Below are 15561 nucleotides of genomic sequence, written 5' to 3'. Positions count from 1 at the left end.
CTCCGAACGGCTTACAGCTCCAGCCGCCATTCGTTCCATTCGTCGAAGAGCTCGAAGCCCATGGCCTCGTTGATGGCCAGCATGTGGGCGTTGGAGGTGGCGTTCCAGGTGATGATCCGCTCCAGGTGGGGCTCGTGCTCACGGAGCCAGAACAGGTTGGCGAGCTTGAGCAGCAGCCCGAGGCGGTGGCCCCGGTGCCCGGCCAGCACGGTCGTGTCCGCCTGGTGTCCCCAGCCGTCCGAGCGGTCGGCGGTGAGGTAGACACGCGTGTATCCGGCGGGGGCTCCGTCGGAGTCGCGGCGGGCGATCATCGAATAGCAGGTGAAACCGCGCTCCTTGATGCCCTCCTCGCGGTCGCGGATGCGCTCGGAGCTGAAGTCGAAGTCCTCGATGCCGGCGTCGCGCGGGGCGTCGTTCATGCCGTTCATCAGGGTCGAGAGGTCGGGGATCAGGCCGGGGTCCGCCGGGCCGGTCCAGCGTTCGAGACGGTAGCCCTCGACGGTGGGGAGCATGCGTTCCAGGGCGTCCCAGTCGGTCTTGCGGAGATCCAGTACGCGGCGGGCCTCGGCGACCGCGACCGTCATGCCGTGGGCGAGCGCGAAGCGGGCGCCCACGCCGGTGGCCGGCGTCTCCGTGAGGACCAGGCTTCTGCCGTGATGGCGCAACCTCTCCCGCGCATGCTCGAACAGCGCCGAGCCGAGCCCACGGCCCCGCCGCTCGGGGCGCACGACGAGGGGGAAGAGCCAGCCCATGTGCGTGTTGTCGAGCTGGGAGAGCGACAGGGCGTAGCCGCCGACGACCTCGCCGCCCTCGACGACGGCCCACAGCTCGGCCCGGTCGCCCGGCGAGTGCCTGGCGATGCCGTGGCGGAAGTCGGCGAGCGACATCAGCGGGCCAGGGTCGTCGGAGCAGGCCGCCGTGTACGCCTCATGCGGGCCCGTGACCAGGTCGCCCGGCCGGTCGAGATCGATGGGCTGGATCCACATGTGCCCAGCAAATCGCACGGACGACGGCCGGGGCGAGCGAATTTATCGAAGGTCCGAGGTAAGTCTCGGCCTTCAGTGGACGAGAAGGTGGACGCGGAGACCGCGTGTCTGCCACGTCGGTATTCCGCTCCCTGATCAAGGACGGTTCGCCGAGCGGCTGGGCGGGATCTGCCGCAGCGTCTGGAACACCGGCTTGGAGCAGCGCCGCGCCTATCGGCGCCGGGGCGCGTTCATCGGCTATGCCGAGCAATGCCGCCAGCTCGCCGAGGCCAAGAGGCCCCGGACTGTGCCTGGCTGGCCGAGGCTCCCGCGCAGGTCATCCAGCAGACGCTGAAGGACCTGGACGAGGCGTGCCGCAGGCATGGCACCTGGAAGGTGCGATGGAAGGCCCGGGCGAGGTGGAGGCCGTCGTTTCGGTTCCCGACCGCCGGACAGATCCCATTCGAGCGGATCAACCGCACGTGGGGGCGGGTGTTCCTGCCGAAGTTCGGCTGGGTGAAGTTCCGTATGGCTCGCCCGTTGGGCGGGAGGGTGAAGTCGGCGACTGTGACCCGCGACGGCAAGCACTGGTTCATCAGCTTCCTCATCGATGATGGCCTTGCCGAGGTGAGCGAACACGCTCGCCCCGGTCGGCATGTGGGGGTGGATCGGGGTGTGGTGACGGCTGCGGTCACCAGTGAGGGGGAGTTTTTCGACCGCCGTCACGCCGGTGAAAGCGGCGTGTCGTCGATGGCGCCGCCGCCGGTTGGGGTCGGTGAGGGCGCGGGTGATACGGGGTTCCTGACGGCGGGTGAGGCCAGGCGGTACATCAGGCTGCAACGTCGGCTCGCCCGGTCGAAGAAGGGCTCGAACCGGCGCCGGGGGGTGGTACGGGCGATGGGTGATCTCATGCGGCGGGCGCGGTGGCGGCGCGCGGACTTCAACGCCCAGGTCGCGTATCGGCTCACCCGCGACTATGCGATCGTGACCCTGGAGAGGCTGAACATCCGGGCGATGACCGCGTCGGTCGCACCGAAACCCGACCCCGGCATGCCGGGCGCGTATCTTTCCAACAGACGCGCAGCCAAGGCCGGGCTGAATAAGTCGATCTTGGATAAGGGCTGGTACGGGTTGGAGACCGGGCACGCGGCCGGGCTGGTCGTGTCAGGGCGTGGAGACCCTCCCGGGTCGGTGAAGCGTCAAGCACCCTGTACCACAGTTCGCGGCGCGGGTGACGCGCCGCGAACTGCCGCCTGAGCGGCACGGGAATCCCCGGATTCAGGCCGGGGAGCAAGTCACTGGCTGTAGTTCTCGACCTCGTTGGCGGGGCGGGCGGCGGCGTTGTCGGGGTCCTCGCCCGCGCTCCGCCTGGCCCGGCGCTGCCGGAGCAGGTCCCAGCACTGGTCGAGCGCCGTCTCCAGCTGCTTGATGCGCTCGTGCTCCTCGTCCGTGGTCACCTCGCCCGTGGACAGCCGGTTGCGCAGCTCGTGCTCCTCGTCGACCAGGGCACTGATCTTGGTGAGAATTTCGTCGTCCCGCATGCCTGAACTCTAGTCACCGGTCCGGGCCGGCCTCCCGCCCCGGGGCCGGTTTCCCACGGCACTTCGGCTGAGGTCCCAAGGGGAGGGGAAAGCCGCGCCTCCGGTGGTGGGGTCCCTTGGTGGGGTGCGGCGGCGGGGAGGTCCGATGGCGAGGGGCCGGTGACGAGGAGGGTGGGGTTTTGGGGGGAATTTGGGGTGATGCGTGATAGAAAACGGCCATGCCCGGCCTTGCGCTCGTCAGGAAACCCGGCCCCCGGATCGCCGAGGGCATCGTCACCCACATCCAGCGCGAGCCGGTGGACCCGGAGCGGGCGCGCCACCAGCACGACGCCTACGTGGGCGCGCTGGCCGCCGCAGGGTGGCGGGTCACGTACGTGCCCGATGCCGATGAGCTGCCCGACGCGCCGTTCGTGGAGGACGCGGTGGTGGTGTCGGGGCGGCTCGCCGTACTGACCAGGCCGGGGGCGCCGGAGCGGCGGCCCGAGGTGGGGTCCGTGGCCGCAGCCGTGCGGGAGCTGGGGCTCAAGGCGGTCAGGATCGTGCCGCCCGGCACGCTCGACGGGGGCGACGTGCTGCAGGTCGGGCCCACCGTGTACGTCGGGAGGTCGGCGCGCACCAACGGCGAGGGGATCGCGCAGCTCGCGGGCCTGCTGCCGGAGCGCGACGTCGTGCCCGTGGACCTGACCGGCGTGCTGCACCTGAAGTCGGCGGTGACCGCGCTGCCCGACGGGACGCTCATCGGAGATCCGCGCCACGTGGACCTGCCGGGGCTGCTCGCGCCGCCGGAGGAGTCGGGCGCGCACGTGGTGCTGCTGGGCGGGGAGCGCGTGCTGATGGCCGCCTCGGCGCCCCAAACCGCCGCAATGCTCGAAAAACGCGGATTTATCGTGACGAAGGTAGATATTTCGGAGTTCGAGCGGCTGGAAGGATGCGTGACCTGCCTCAGCGTCCTGGTCCCGGACTGACGGCGACGCGCCGCCTTCTCAGGATCTGAGATCCGGGGCAGCGCATCGCGAGACGTCTGGTAACGTGCATGGCATGCTGCGTGGGCTGCTTCTTAGCTGCCGCGGCGGGGGCCACTGAGGCCGGCTCCCTCGCCGCGGAGCCAGTCATGCGCGTCGGCCGATTTCTTTCGACCGACGAGGAGCCAGCAGACATGACCACTCAGCAGCCCAGCCCCATGCCGACCCATCGCTATCAGGCGTTCGAGCCCATCCGCCTGACCGACCGCACCTGGCCCGACAAGGTCATCACCAAGGCGCCCCGCTGGTGCGCGGTGGACCTGCGGGACGGCAACCAGGCCCTGATCGACCCGATGGACTCCCATCGCAAGCTGCAGATGTTCGAGCTGCTGGTACGCATGGGCTACAAGGAGATCGAGGTCGGCTTCCCGGCCGCCTCGCAGACCGACTTCGACTTCATCCGCCAGATCATCGAAGAGGGCCGCGTCCCCGACGACGTGGTCATCCAGGTGCTGACCCAGGCCAGGCCGGAGCTGATCGAGCGCACCTTCGAGTCCATCGAGGGCGCCAAGCAGGCCATCGTCCACCTGTACAACTCGACCTCCACCCTCCAGCGCCGCGTCGTGTTCGGCCTGGACAAGGACGGCATCACCGCCATCGCCGTCGAGGGCGCCAAGCTGGTCAAGAAGCTCGCCGACGCGAGCGACGTCGACGTCTACTTCCAGTACTCTCCCGAGTCGTTCACCGGCACCGAGCTCGAATACGCCGTCGAGGTGTGCGACGCGGTCAACGACGTGTGGCAGCCCACCCCCGACCGCAAGGTCATCATCAACCTGCCGGCCACGGTCGAGATGGCCACCCCCAACATCTACGCCGACCAGATCGAGTGGATGCACCGCAACCTCAAGCACCGCGACTCGATCGTCCTGTCGCTGCACCCGCACAACGACCGCGGCAGCGCCGTGGCCGCCGCCGAGCTGGGCTACATGGCGGGCGCCGACCGCATCGAGGGCTGCCTGTTCGGCAACGGCGAGCGCACCGGCAACGTCTGCCTGGTCACCCTGGGCATGAACCTGTTCTCCCAGGGCGTCGACCCCGAGATCGACTTCAGTGACATCGACGAGATCCGCCGCGTCACCGAATACTGCAACCAGCTGCCCGTGCACCCGCGCCACCCGTGGGGCGGCGAGCTGGTCTACACCGCCTTCTCCGGCTCCCACCAGGACGCCATCAAGAAGGGCTTCGAGCACCTCGAGCGCGACGCGGCCGCGGCGGGCGTGCCGGTCGACGCGTTCACCTGGGCGGTGCCGTACCTGCCGATCGACCCGAAGGACATCGGCCGCACCTACGAGGCCGTCATCCGCGTCAACAGCCAGTCGGGCAAGGGCGGCGTCGCGTTCATCATGAAGGCCGACCACCAGCTCGACCTGCCGCGCCGGCTGCAGATCGAGTTCTCGAAGGTGGTGCAGGCCCGCACCGACAGCGAGGGCGGCGAGATCAGCCCCACCGCGATGTACGAGATCTTCCGCGACGAATACCTGCCCAACCCGGCCAACCGCTGGGGCCGTCTCAGCCTGATGGCCCACCGCCACGAGTCCACGGTGGACGACAAGGACCGCATCGGCGCCGACGTCCGGGTCGACGGGGAGATCCGCGAGATCGCGGGTGCGGGCAACGGCCCGATCTCGGCCTTCATCGACGCCCTGGCGGGGGTCGGCATCCAGGTGCGCGTGCTCGACTACGTGGAGCACGCGATGAGCGCCGGCTCCGACGCCAAGGCCGCCTCCTACCTGGAGTGCGAGGTCGACGGCCAGGTGCTGTGGGGCGTCGGCGTCGACGCCAACACCACGACGGCCTCGCTCAAGGCCATCATCTCCGCGGTCAACCGCGCCTCGCGCTGACCGCACCGCACCCCATCCACTCGGTACGCCGTCCAAGGGGCTGTCCGTCACTTGGGCGGCGGGCCGAGCAGTGAGACCAGCAGCCCGGTGAACTCCGTCACCGACCAGGGCAGCCGGCGGCCCAGGGCGGTCTGCACCTGGGCCTCCCGCTGGCGGAACACCGGATGGTCCAGCCGTACGTAGGCGACCCCTTCGCCCGAGCCCTCCCGGTGCAGGTCGCCGAGATCTCCGACGAGCGCGATGCCACCCCCGCAGCGGACGAACTCGTGCAGCGGGCCGAGCCCGTCGCAGACCAGCACCGGGCGGACCGTCAGCCCCTCGATCTGCGTGCCGATGTCGAAGAGCTCGCGCTGGCTGGTCCCGGTGGAGGCGAGGGCCAGCGGGTGCTCGCACAGCTCCGCCAGCCCGACCTGATCACGTCCGGCCAGCTCGTGCCCGAGCGGGACGATCGCGACCACCGGGATCACGACGGCGCACTCCACCCGCACATCGTGCTGCGGGCCCATCGCATAGGTGACGGCGACGTCGGCGATCCCCTCGATCACCCGGCGGGTGGCCTCCTGCCGGGGGACGACGTCGAGCTGGAACGTCACGTCGGGGTGGTCGCGCCGGAAGGCCGCCATCGCCCGCGGGACGATCCGCCGTCCGAACCCCTCAGAACACGCCACCGTGACGTTGCGGACATCGGCTCCGCTCCCGGTCCGCAACTCGTTCACCAGGGCGGACGCCTCGGCCTCGCTGCGGCGGACGTGGGCGAGGAGCCGGGACCCGGCCTCGGTCAGCGCCATCCCGCGCGGATGCCGGACGAACAGGGGCACCCCGCAGCCGGACTCCAGCTTGGCGATCTGCCTGCTGATCGCCGAAGGCGCGACCGTCAGCGTACGGGCCGCCTCGGTCACCGACCCCGTCCGGGCCACCTCGAGGAAGTACGAGAGGCCCACCGGCAGGAGTTGCATCGGGACCTCCTGGTAAATGCTTCGGGCACACGGGTTTGCCAATAGTAGAACGCTCGTTGCGGCAAACGGCAATGGTCCCGGGCCCGTGAACCGTCCTACGCTGCTGACCAGCACAGCCCCGCGATCCCCCGGAGGAACCTCTCGTGATCCCAGCAGACCTCATCGAACAGGCGGAGGGGTACGTCGATTCCGGCGCGTTCTTCACCGACCTCGCCGCGATGGTCTCCTACCCCACCGAGAGCACCAAGCCGGGAGCCCGCGTTGCCGTCAAGGCATACCTCGACGAGGTTCTGGCGCCCGCGCTGACCGGCCTGGGGTGCTCCGTGACCGAGCACGCCAACCCCGACCCCGCCGGGGGCCCGTTCCTGGTCGGCACCCGGATCGAGTCACCCTCGCTGCCGACGCTCCTGTGTTACGGCCACGCCGACGTGGTGGACGGCCACGCGGGCCGGTGGAGCGACGGCCGGGACCCGTGGACGCTGACCGCCGACGGCGACCGCTGGTACGGCCGCGGCTCGGCCGACAACAAGGGTCAGCACCTGATCAACCTCGCCGCGCTGCGCCTGCTGCTCGCCCGGCAGGGGAGGCTCGGGTTCAACCTGATCTTCCTGTTCGAGTCCGGTGAGGAGATCGGCTCGCCGGGGCTGGCCGAGTTCGCCGCGGCGCACCGCGAGGAGCTGCGGGCGGACGTCCTGATCGCCTCGGACGGCCCGCGCCTGGACGCGGCGACGCCCACGCTGTTCCTGGGGTCGCGCGGCGGCGTCGACATCGCGCTCGACGTCGATCTGCGCCCCAACACCTACCACTCCGGCAACTGGGGCGGCGTCCTGCGCAACCCCGCCACCACCCTCGCCGGCGCCATCGCGACCTGCGTCGACGGGCACGGGCGTATCTGGGTGCCCGCCCTGCTGCCGCCGGAGCTCCCGGACGCGGTCCGCGAGGTGCTGGCCGGCGTCACCGTCGCGAACAGCCCCGGTGACCCGGCCCCGGACGAGGGCTGGGGCGACACCGGCCTGACCGCCGCCGAGCGGCTGTACGGCTGGAACACGCTGGAGGTCCTGGCGATGGGGTCGGCCGACATCGACAACCCCGTCAACGCGATCCCCGGCCGGGCCCGCGCGATCCTGCAGCTGCGGTACGTGGCCGGGACCGACGTGAGCGGCGTGGAGCGGGCCGTCGCCGAGCACCTCGCCGCCCACGGCTACCCGATGGTCGGCGTCAGCGTCCTGGGCCACTTCCCGGCCAGCCGTACGGCGCTCGACGACCCGTGGGTGCGGTGGGCCAGGGGATCGCTGGAGCAGGTGACCGGCGGGCCCGTCGCCCTGCTGCCGAACATCGGCGGCTCCCTGCCCAACTTCGTCTTCACCGACGTCCTCGGCCTGCCGACCCTGTGGCTGCCGCACTCGTACCCGGGCTGCCTCCAGCACGCGCCCGACGAGCACCTGCTCGCCGGGATCGCCCGCGAGGGCGTCGTGCTGGCCGCCGCGCTGTTCCACGCTCTCGGCAACCCTTCGGCCGACCACCCTCTCCCCGCCCCTCGCCCGGTCTGACGCACGTCAGCCCCCACCGGAAGGACCTTCGATGGCCGTCGCCTCCCCAGACTCGACCCAGCCCGCGACGCGCGGCTCCGCCGGCCGCGCGATCGCGGCGGCGACCATCGGCAACGCGCTCGAGTGGTTCGACCTCGCCGTGTACGCGCTGATGGCGGCCTACATCGGACAGGCGTTCTTCCCCGCCGAGGCGCCCGGCGTCCAGCTGGTGCAGGCATATGCCGTGTTCGGCGTGACGTACCTGATCCGTCCGCTCGGCGGGCTGGTCATCGGCGCGTACGCCGACCGGCACGGGCGTAAGAAGGCCCTGGTGCTGACGATCTGGCTGATGGCCCTCGGCACCCTGCTGATCGTGGTCATGCCCGGCTACGCCACGCTCGGACTCCTCGCGCCGCTGGGGATCGTGGTCGCGCGGCTGATCCAGGGATTCGCGGCCGGCGGCGAGTTCGGCGCCGCCACCTCGTTCCTGGTCGAGCAGGATGACAGCCGCAAGGGTTTCCTCGGCAGCTTCCAGTTCGCCAGCCAGGGGCTCGCGACCCTGATGTCCTCCGGGTTCGCCGCGGGCCTGACCGCCGTGCTGTCCAAGGAGCAGATGGCGGCCTGGGGCTGGCGGGTGCCGTTCGTGTTCGGGCTGCTGGTCCTTCCGGTCGGCCTCTACATCCGCCGGTACGTCCTGGAGTCGCCGGCGATCACCCCGGAGGCGACGGGCGAGCGTCCCTCGCCGATCCGGTCGGTCTTCCGCGACCACTGGGGCGGCCTGCTGATCGCCGGTGGCGCGCTGGTCATCTCGACCGCGCTCAACTTCATCCTGCAGTACATGCCGACCTTCGGGATCGAGGAGCTGGGCCTGGACGATTCGCTGTCGTTCGTCGCGCTGCTCATCACCGGGGTCACCCTGACCGTCGCGACGCCTTTCGTCGGCCTGATGGCCGACCGGTTCGGCCGGCTGAAGATCATGATCCCGGCCGCGGTGCTGATCGGCGGGAGCGTCGTCCCGCTGTTCCTCTGGCTCACCGCGTCGCCGTCGTTCCTGACCCTGACGCTCTGCATGGCGATCCTCGGCCTGCTGAAGGCCGCCTACTTCGGCGCGCTGCCGTCGGTGATGGCCGACGCGTTCCCGGTGCAGGCGCGCGCGACCGGCCTGTCGTTCAGCTACAACGCGGCGGTCGCGGTCTTCGGCGGGTTCACCCCCGCCATCGCCGCGGCGCTCGTCTCGGGGACCGGCTCGCAGGTGTCGCCGGCGTACTACCTGCTGGCCGTCTCCTTCCTGAGCATCGCCGCCCTGGCCGCCGCGCTCCGGACCCGCGGCATCCGCTGAGGCCCTATTAGTGAACGTTGCGTTTCTTCGAGTTGAATCCTATGCTCCTTAGAGAACGAGTCGTTCTCTAAGGAGAGGCGTCATGGGTGTCGTGCTGTCCGGGTTGATGCTGGCGATGTTGCTGGGTGCGCTCGATCAGACGATCATGGCGCCCGCGCTGCCGGCCGTGGCGGGCAGCCTGGGCGGGCTGGACCAGATGCCCGCCGTCGTCAGCGCCTACCTCGCCGCCGCCACCGTGGTCATGCCCGTCTACGGCAAGCTCGGCGACCGGTACGGCCGCAAGCCCACCATGCAGGTCGCCATCGTCGTGTTCGTGACCGGGGCCGTGCTGTGCGCGGTGGCCACGTCGATGCCGCAGTTCATCGCCTTCCGGGCCGTGCAGGGCCTGGGCGGCGGCGGGCTGATGATCGGAGCGCAGGCGATCATCGGCGAGGTGGTGAGCCCGCGCGAGCGGGGCCGCTACCTCGGGCTCATCGGGGCCATGTACGTGGTGGCCGCCGTGGGCGGGCCGCTGATCGGGGGGTTCTTCGTCGACCGGCTGAGCTGGCGGTGGATCTTCGCGATCTACCCGCCGCTCGGGGTGCTGGCGCTGGTCGTGCTGAGCGCCACCCTGCGGCTGCCGAGGCCGCGCGGGCAGGCGGGCCGGGCGCCGCTCGACGTCGCCGGCGCCGTCACGCTGGCCGTCGCCGTGGTCGGGGTGGTCCTGCTGGGGCAGACCGGGAACCCCGCCTATCTCGGCGTGGCGATCGCCGGGGCGCTGGCGTGGCTGGTCAGCACGCGGTTCGCCAGGGACCCGATCCTGCCGCTGCGGCTGTTCCGCGATCGGGCGTTCGCGGTGCCGGTGTCGATCAGCCTGCTCATCGGGTTCGCGTTGTTCGGGACGATCACGTACATGCCGGCCTACCTGCAGATCGCGCTGCGCTCCAGCGCGACGGGGGCGGGGCTGCTGGTGACGGCGCTGATGGCGGGCGTGCTCGCCACGACCGTCGTGTCCGGGCGGCTGATCACGCGGACCGGGAGGTACCGGCCGTACCCGATCGTGGGCACGGCCGTGGCCGCCGCCGGGCTCGGGCTGATCGGCCTGGCGGGCCGCGACCCGCTCGCGCTGGCCGGCGCGATGCTGGTGACCGGGCTGGGGGTCGGGCTCGTCATGCAGACCATGGTGCTGGCCGCCCAGAACGCCGTGGAGTACGCCGACCTGGGCACCGCCACCTCGTCGGTGACCTTCCTGCGCCAGGTCGGCGCGTCCGCCGGGGTCGCCCTGGTGGGCGCGCTGATCACGCTGAGGTCCGGGATCTCCGCCACGAACCCGTCCGACGTCCCCGACAGCATGCGGGACGCCTTCGCCGCGGCCGTGCCGCCGGTTTTCGCCGCCATGGCGCCGCTGCTGGCCGTGGCGTTCTTCCTCGCGCTGGCGCTGCCGGCGCGTCCGCTCCGCACCACCGCCTACGCCGAGGAGAGATCGTGAAACTCGTCGCACCGCTGGCCGCCTTCGGCCGGGACGACCTGGCCATGGCCGGGGGCAAGGGCGCCAACCTGGGTGAGCTCGTCAGGAACGGCTTCCCCGTCCCGGGCGGCTTCGTCGTCACCACCCACGCCTACGACGTGATCGCCCAGGGGCACGGCACGCGGGCGTACTTCGAGCAGGTCGAGCTGCCCGACGAGCTGCGGGAGGCCGTCGCCGGCGCGTACGCCGCGCTCGGCGGCGGGCCCGTGGCCGTGCGCTCCAGCGCCACCGCCGAGGACCTGCCGGGGGCCGCGTTCGCCGGCCAGCAGGACACGTACCTGAACGTCGTGGGCGAGCGGGCCGTGCTCGACGCCGTACGCCGCTGCTGGGGCTCGCTCTGGACCGACCGCGCCGTCGCCTACCGCGCCCGGCTCGGCATCGACGACGCCGAGGTGCGGATCGCGGTCGTGGTGCAGAGCATGGTCGAGGCGGACCTGGCGGGCGTCATGTTCACCGCGAACCCGGTCACCGGCGACCGCGCCGAGCTCGTCGTCGACAGCAGCAGCGGGCTGGGGGAGGCCGTCGTGTCCGGCCTGGTCACGCCCGACCACTACGTGATCTCCGACGCCGGCACGGCCTTCACGCCGGGGCGTCGCGAGGTCGTCATCAGGGGCGCGGCGGGCGGGGGAGTGACGCGCGAGACGGGCTCGGCCACTCAGGACCGACTGCCCGACGCGGCGCTCGGGGAGCTGGTCAGGCTGGGGAAGGAGGTCGCCGCGCACTTCGGGCGGCCCCAGGACATCGAGTGGGCGTACGCGGGCGGTCGCGTCCACCTGCTGCAGGCCCGGCCCATGACCGCGCTGCCGCCGCCCCCGGTCGGGAGGCTCAACCCGGCCCAGCGCCGCATCGCCACCATTCTGATGGAGTACCTCCCGGAACGGCCCTATCCGATCGACATGACGACCTGGATCCCGTACGGCCCCGTCGGGCTGATGGCCAGGGTGGCGGCCGGCTTCGGCATAGCCGGCGTGTTCGAGGGATTCCTGCGGGAGGAGGACGGCGTCGTCTACCAGCTCGTTCCGCAGAGCCCGCGCCCCACCCGGAAGCTGCCGGGTGTCCCGTTCAGCCTGCTGGCCAGGGCCAGGAGGTTCGACCCCGCACGCTGGACCGAGGACCCGCGCTTGCGAGCCTACCTGGCCGCGGTCAGGGAGCTGGCCGCCCGCGACCTGGCGGAGCTGCCGTGGGCGGAGCTCGTCCGCGTGCCCCGGCAGGCCCTGGACCTGGTGGACCCGGTGGCCGGCCTGCGCGCGGACTACCTGCCCGGCACCGGGCTGGCGCTGCTGCGGCTGCTGGTGGCGGTCAAGCTGCTCGGGCGCGGCCGGCTCTTCGGCGGCCTGCTCCACGGGGCGCGTACCCGTACCACCGACGCCAACCAGGCGCTGGAACGGCTGGCCGAGCTGGCCAGGCGGACGGGCGCGCTCGACGGGGGCCCGAGGCCGGCCGAGTTCGAGGAAGAGCTGCGGGCGTTCCTGGCCGAGTACGGCCACCGCGAGACCTCGAGCCCGATCCTCGTCACCACGCCCACCTGGTCCGACGCCCCCGAGACCGTCATCGACCTGATCAAGGTGCTGGCCGCCGCGCCGCCCGCGCGCAGGGACGGCGACGACGCTCTCGGCCGCCTGCTCCGCCACCCGTGGCTGACGGCCGGCGGCCGAGCCCGGATGCGGCGGCGGGTGGAGGCCGCCCGCGCGGGCGTCGCGTTCCGCGAGGACAGCCACTTCTTCTTCATGATGCCGCAGCCCATCCTGCGCAGATCGCTCATGGAGATCGGCCGCCGCCTGCGCGGGCAGGGCGTGCTCGACCGGCCGGAGGACGTCTTCCACCTGCGGCTGCCGGAGCTGGAGGCCATCCGCGACGTGACCGCCATGGCCGGCGCGGACCGGGAACGGCTGCGCGAGGCGGTCCGGGCGCGGGCGGCCAAGCGGGAGGAGCTGTCGGGCGTGCGGCTGATCGACCCCGCGGCCGTCTTCCCGGTCCGCGAGACGGGGGACGCGCTGGTCACCGGCTCCCCGGCCAGCGGCGGCGTGACGACCGGGCCGGTGAAGGTGATCAGGGAGCCGAGCGAGTTCGCCAGGCTGGAGAGCGGCGACGTGCTCGTCTGCCCCTACACGAACCCGTCGTGGACGCCCCTGTTCCAGCTGGCGTCGGCCGTGGTCGTGGACGCCGGCGGCGCGGCCTCGCACGCCGCCATCGTGGCCAGGGAGTACGGGATCCCGGCCGTCATGGGCACCGGCAGGGCCACCTCCGTGCTGGCGGACGGCCAGCCGGTGACCGTGAACGGCGACACCGGTCGCGTCACCCGAGCTCTCTAAGATGCCATGGTGACCGACCACCGCAAGCTGCCGCGACGCCGGGGCGAGGCGCTGAACGCCGCGATCTTCCAGGCGACGCTCGACGAGCTGGCCGAGGCCGGCTACGCCGGGCTGACCATGGAGCGCGTCGCCGAGCGGGCCAAGGCCAGCAAGGCGTCGCTCTACCGGCGCTGGCCCACCCGCATCGAGCTGGTGATGGACGCGGTCTACAACTCGCTGCCCACCCCCGGGGCCGCGCCCGACACCGGCAATCTGCGCGACGACCTGGTGGCCATGCTCATGATGACGTCGAAGGCCCTGGCGGGCCCGGCGGGCGAGGCCATGCGCGGGCTGCTCGGCGAGGCGCTGAGCAGCGGGTCCCCGCTGCGCACCCTGCGCAAGGACTCCCAGAGCACCTCCAGGAGGCTGATGACGGAGGTCGTCGGCCGGGCCGTCGAGCGCGGCGAGGTCGCCCCCGAGGCCGTCACCCCCCGCCGCCTCGACGCCGGTCACGCGCTGCTGCGCCACCACTTCCTCTTCGAGGGCTCGCCCGTCCCCGACGAGCTCGTCGTCGCGATCGTGGACGAGGTGCTGGTGCCGCTGTTCACGCGGGGCTGAGCTGGCCCATCAAAGTCCTGCCACGCCTGATCGCGCTCCTCGTCACAACGATGGTCATCCACACGCTCACCAGCGCGCTCGTCGCGACCATCGCCAGGAACGACCAGGACGCCTTCTCCAGGCCCAGCACCAGCAGGATCGCGACGGCGCCCCAGGCGAGCGCGTTGCCGAGGGCCGCCGATGCGAGGATCTGGCCGGTGCCGCGCACGTCGGAACCCAGCGACGGCGCGCCCGCCGCCGTCATGGGCAGCGGCAGGACCAGCGCCATGATGAGCGGCACGTGGAAGCCCCCCACCATCGCTTCACCCAGCGGCCCGACGGGATAGCCGGCGTGCAGGAAGGCGAGGCTCACGAAGGTCAGACCGACCAGCCCGACGGGGATCACGAGCAACCAGGCCGTCATGACCACCCGTCGCGCGGTCATCCGCGTGAGCGGCCCGTGCACGGAACGGCGCATCGCGGCGAGACAGGTGTTGAGCAGCGGCGCCACCGAGAGCACGGATATGACGCCCGCCATGGCGAACAGACTCTGCGCCATGCCCTGTATGTTCCTCGCGGCCGGCCCGGCTTCGGCCCACACGCCGCGCAGGCCGGCCACGTCGGCCGCGTCGCGCAGGCCCGGGTTCCACATGAGCAGGAGCGCCGTCCCCATGCAGGTCAGGACCGCCGCGAGCGGAACGGTCAAGGTCCGGGCCCCCGGGACGCGCCGATGGTGGAGCCACGCGTCGGCGGCGCCCGAGGCCAGGTCGAGCACCGTGCGCACGCGTGCCGGTCGCGACGCGATCAGGTCGGCGACCTCCTCGCCGTAGCGCTCCCGCCACGCCTTCGGGTAGAGGCTGAGCATCGCCATTGCCACCGCGCGCATCATGCGAGCCCCCAAGCCGCTCCCGTGCGCCTGGCGCCGGCCTGCTCGATGCGGCGCAGGGTGGCGAGCTGCTCGCCGAGCGCCGAGCGCCCGCTCTCGGTGATCCGGTACGGCTTGCGCCGCTCGGCCGACTCGACCGGCTCGATCCAGCCGCGCTCCTCCAGCCGCATCAGCGCCCCGTAGAGCGTGCCGGGCTCCAGCGAGGTCCCCGAGAACTCCTCGATGTCGTTGATCATGCGATAGCCGTGTTTCTGCCCCTCGGCCAGGCTGATGAGCACCAGCAGCGCCACGTCCGTGAAGCGGCCGAGCTCCTTCGTTCTCCGTGCCATGTATTCAGTAAAACTTAGTAAGTCTTACTGAGCAAGCCCGATCGCCGAACCCGCCAGCCGCATCGAGTGCTCGAACGCCGCGCGCCTGTTCTCGATCGTGTTGTTGAACTGGCCGAACACCTCGAAGTTGACCCATCCGTACAGCGTGGTCCACGCGGACAGGCCGCGCCAGAGCACCTCGTCGGGCACGCCGGGCATGAGCCCGCGGATCGCCTCCGCCTCCGGCGCCAGCTCGCGCGGGGCCTCGCCGGGAAGGGTCTGGACCGCGCCCGCGGCCCAGGCGTCGGAGACGATCCGGCCCAGCACGGTGACGTCGCGGATCCGGGCCGGGATCGTGTCCTGCGGCGCCTGGTAGCCGGGCACGGGGGAGCCGTAGAGCAGCGCGTACTCGTGCGGGTGCGCCAGCGCCCAGTCGCGTACGGTGTGGCAGGCCGTCATCCACCGGCGCGGGTAGTCGTCCTGGCGGCACTCGGCGTCGGCGCGCTCCACGCTCTCGCCGAGCGCGTTGTAGCCGTCGATGATCAACGCGGTCAGCAGGTCGTCGCGGCTCGGGAAATAGCGGTAGATGGCCGAGGAGACCATGCCCATCTCCCGGGCGACCGCCCGCAGCGACAGGCCGCCGGCGCCCTCGGTGGCGAGCTGGCGACGCGCGATGTCGGTGATCTCCCTGGTGAGCTCGGCCCTGACGCGTTCTCTGGCGGTGCGGCTGGCTGTCATGAGAGCAGGCTATCAGAGCGGTGCCAAAAAACGAGAGCACT

At 71.6% G+C, this 15561-nt stretch carries 15 protein-coding genes; 9 read left to right on the top strand and 6 right to left on the bottom strand.

The genetic code is table 11. From position 1 onward, the window contains the following. Positions 1-11: 11 nt before the first annotated feature. On the bottom strand, positions 12-986 hold the full coding sequence (locus ACWDX9_RS07515) for a GNAT family N-acetyltransferase (protein ID WP_449950161.1): 975 nt from the start codon (positions 984-986) through the stop codon (positions 12-14). Here ACWDX9_RS07515 and ACWDX9_RS07510 point away from each other — a divergent pair. Next, positions 970-1320 (top strand): helix-turn-helix domain-containing protein, encoded by a 351-nt coding sequence (locus ACWDX9_RS07510; protein ID WP_449950158.1) that lies wholly within the window; start codon positions 970-972, stop codon positions 1318-1320. The genes ACWDX9_RS07515 and ACWDX9_RS07510 overlap by 17 nt on opposite strands. A 137-nt stretch (positions 1321-1457) precedes the next feature. Continuing rightward, positions 1458-2222: an RNA-guided endonuclease InsQ/TnpB family protein gene (locus tag ACWDX9_RS07505; RefSeq protein ID WP_449950155.1), complete on the top strand. Its 765-nt coding sequence runs from the start codon at positions 1458-1460 to the stop codon at positions 2220-2222. Positions 2223-2260: 38 nt separating this feature from the next. On the opposite strand, the gene ACWDX9_RS07500 is transcribed toward ACWDX9_RS07505, so the two are convergent. After that, a complete protein-coding gene (locus ACWDX9_RS07500) occupies positions 2261-2506 on the bottom strand; it encodes a DUF2630 family protein (RefSeq protein ID WP_357733942.1) in 246 nt (81 codons plus the stop codon). 218 nt (positions 2507-2724) lie between these two features. Between ACWDX9_RS07500 and ddaH the strand changes: the two genes are divergently transcribed. Beyond that, positions 2725-3471 carry a dimethylargininase gene (gene ddaH, locus ACWDX9_RS07495; RefSeq protein WP_449950152.1) on the top strand — a complete coding sequence of 249 codons (747 nt, stop codon included), beginning with the start codon at positions 2725-2727 and terminating at the stop codon, positions 3469-3471. A gap of 191 nt (positions 3472-3662) precedes the next feature. Further along, complete coding sequence (gene leuA, locus ACWDX9_RS07490; protein WP_364239987.1) at positions 3663-5369, top strand: 2-isopropylmalate synthase; 1707 nt, start codon at positions 3663-3665, stop codon at positions 5367-5369. A 47-nt stretch (positions 5370-5416) separates the two neighbouring features. Here leuA and ACWDX9_RS07485 read toward each other — a convergent pair whose 3' ends face one another. Next, entirely contained in the window at positions 5417-6325 is a 909-nt protein-coding gene (locus ACWDX9_RS07485) for a LysR family transcriptional regulator (RefSeq protein ID WP_449950149.1), read from the bottom strand. Between the two features lie 143 nt (positions 6326-6468). Between ACWDX9_RS07485 and ACWDX9_RS07480 the strand changes: the two genes are divergently transcribed. From ACWDX9_RS07480 to ACWDX9_RS07460, 5 genes are all read left to right on the top strand, one after another. Then, positions 6469-7875 (top strand): M20 family metallopeptidase, encoded by a 1407-nt coding sequence (locus ACWDX9_RS07480; RefSeq protein WP_449950146.1) that lies wholly within the window; start codon positions 6469-6471, stop codon positions 7873-7875. 31 nt (positions 7876-7906) lie between these two features. Further along, the gene (locus ACWDX9_RS07475; RefSeq protein WP_449950143.1) at positions 7907-9193 is read left to right on the top strand and encodes an MFS transporter; all 1287 of its coding nucleotides are present in this window, start codon (positions 7907-7909) and stop codon (positions 9191-9193) included. A gap of 82 nt (positions 9194-9275) precedes the next feature. Continuing rightward, entirely contained in the window at positions 9276-10661 is a 1386-nt protein-coding gene (locus ACWDX9_RS07470; protein ID WP_449950141.1) for an MDR family MFS transporter, read from the top strand. After that, entirely contained in the window at positions 10658-13012 is a 2355-nt protein-coding gene (locus tag ACWDX9_RS07465; RefSeq protein ID WP_449950138.1) for a PEP/pyruvate-binding domain-containing protein, read from the top strand. Before ACWDX9_RS07470 ends, ACWDX9_RS07465 begins: the two co-directional genes overlap by 4 nt. A 6-nt stretch (positions 13013-13018) precedes the next feature. After that, positions 13019-13609, top strand: coding sequence for a TetR/AcrR family transcriptional regulator (locus ACWDX9_RS07460; protein WP_449950135.1), 591 nt, complete (start codon positions 13019-13021; stop codon positions 13607-13609). Here ACWDX9_RS07460 and ACWDX9_RS07455 read toward each other — a convergent pair. The 3 genes from ACWDX9_RS07455 to ACWDX9_RS07445 are packed head-to-tail and all read right to left on the bottom strand — an operon-like array spanning position 13596 to position 15520. Further along, the gene (locus ACWDX9_RS07455; protein WP_449950132.1) at positions 13596-14465 is read right to left on the bottom strand and encodes a hypothetical protein; all 870 of its coding nucleotides are present in this window, start codon (positions 14463-14465) and stop codon (positions 13596-13598) included. The genes ACWDX9_RS07460 and ACWDX9_RS07455 overlap by 14 nt on opposite strands. 8 nt (positions 14466-14473) lie before the next feature. Further along, positions 14474-14803 (bottom strand): PadR family transcriptional regulator, encoded by a 330-nt coding sequence (locus ACWDX9_RS07450; protein ID WP_397367058.1) that lies wholly within the window; start codon positions 14801-14803, stop codon positions 14474-14476. 24 nt (positions 14804-14827) lie between these two features. Further along, complete coding sequence (locus ACWDX9_RS07445; protein ID WP_449950129.1) at positions 14828-15520, bottom strand: TetR/AcrR family transcriptional regulator; 693 nt, start codon at positions 15518-15520, stop codon at positions 14828-14830. Between the last annotated feature and the right edge of the window lie 41 nt (positions 15521-15561).

The sequence above is a fragment of the Nonomuraea sp. NPDC003201 genome, assembly GCF_053590415.1.
Note: the sequence above shows the minus strand (reverse complement) of the source record. Positions and strands in the feature narration are given on the sequence as shown.

Coding starts and splice junctions, on each gene's coding strand:
- ACWDX9_RS07460 (WP_449950135.1), top strand. CDS start 13,019: ATGGTGACCGACCACCGCAAGCTGCCGCGACGCCGGGGCGAGGCGCTG.
- ACWDX9_RS07485 (WP_449950149.1), bottom strand. CDS start 6,325: ATGCAACTCCTGCCGGTGGGCCTCTCGTACTTCCTCGAGGTGGCCCGG.
- ACWDX9_RS07510 (WP_449950158.1), top strand. CDS start 970: ATGGGCTGGATCCACATGTGCCCAGCAAATCGCACGGACGACGGCCGG.
- ACWDX9_RS07475 (WP_449950143.1), top strand. CDS start 7,907: ATGGCCGTCGCCTCCCCAGACTCGACCCAGCCCGCGACGCGCGGCTCC.
- ACWDX9_RS07515 (WP_449950161.1), bottom strand. CDS start 986: ATGTGGATCCAGCCCATCGATCTCGACCGGCCGGGCGACCTGGTCACG.
- ACWDX9_RS07450 (WP_397367058.1), bottom strand. CDS start 14,803: ATGGCACGGAGAACGAAGGAGCTCGGCCGCTTCACGGACGTGGCGCTG.
- leuA (WP_364239987.1), top strand. CDS start 3,663: ATGACCACTCAGCAGCCCAGCCCCATGCCGACCCATCGCTATCAGGCG.
- ACWDX9_RS07500 (WP_357733942.1), bottom strand. CDS start 2,506: ATGCGGGACGACGAAATTCTCACCAAGATCAGTGCCCTGGTCGACGAG.
- ACWDX9_RS07445 (WP_449950129.1), bottom strand. CDS start 15,520: ATGACAGCCAGCCGCACCGCCAGAGAACGCGTCAGGGCCGAGCTCACC.
- ACWDX9_RS07470 (WP_449950141.1), top strand. CDS start 9,276: ATGGGTGTCGTGCTGTCCGGGTTGATGCTGGCGATGTTGCTGGGTGCG.
- ddaH (WP_449950152.1), top strand. CDS start 2,725: ATGCCCGGCCTTGCGCTCGTCAGGAAACCCGGCCCCCGGATCGCCGAG.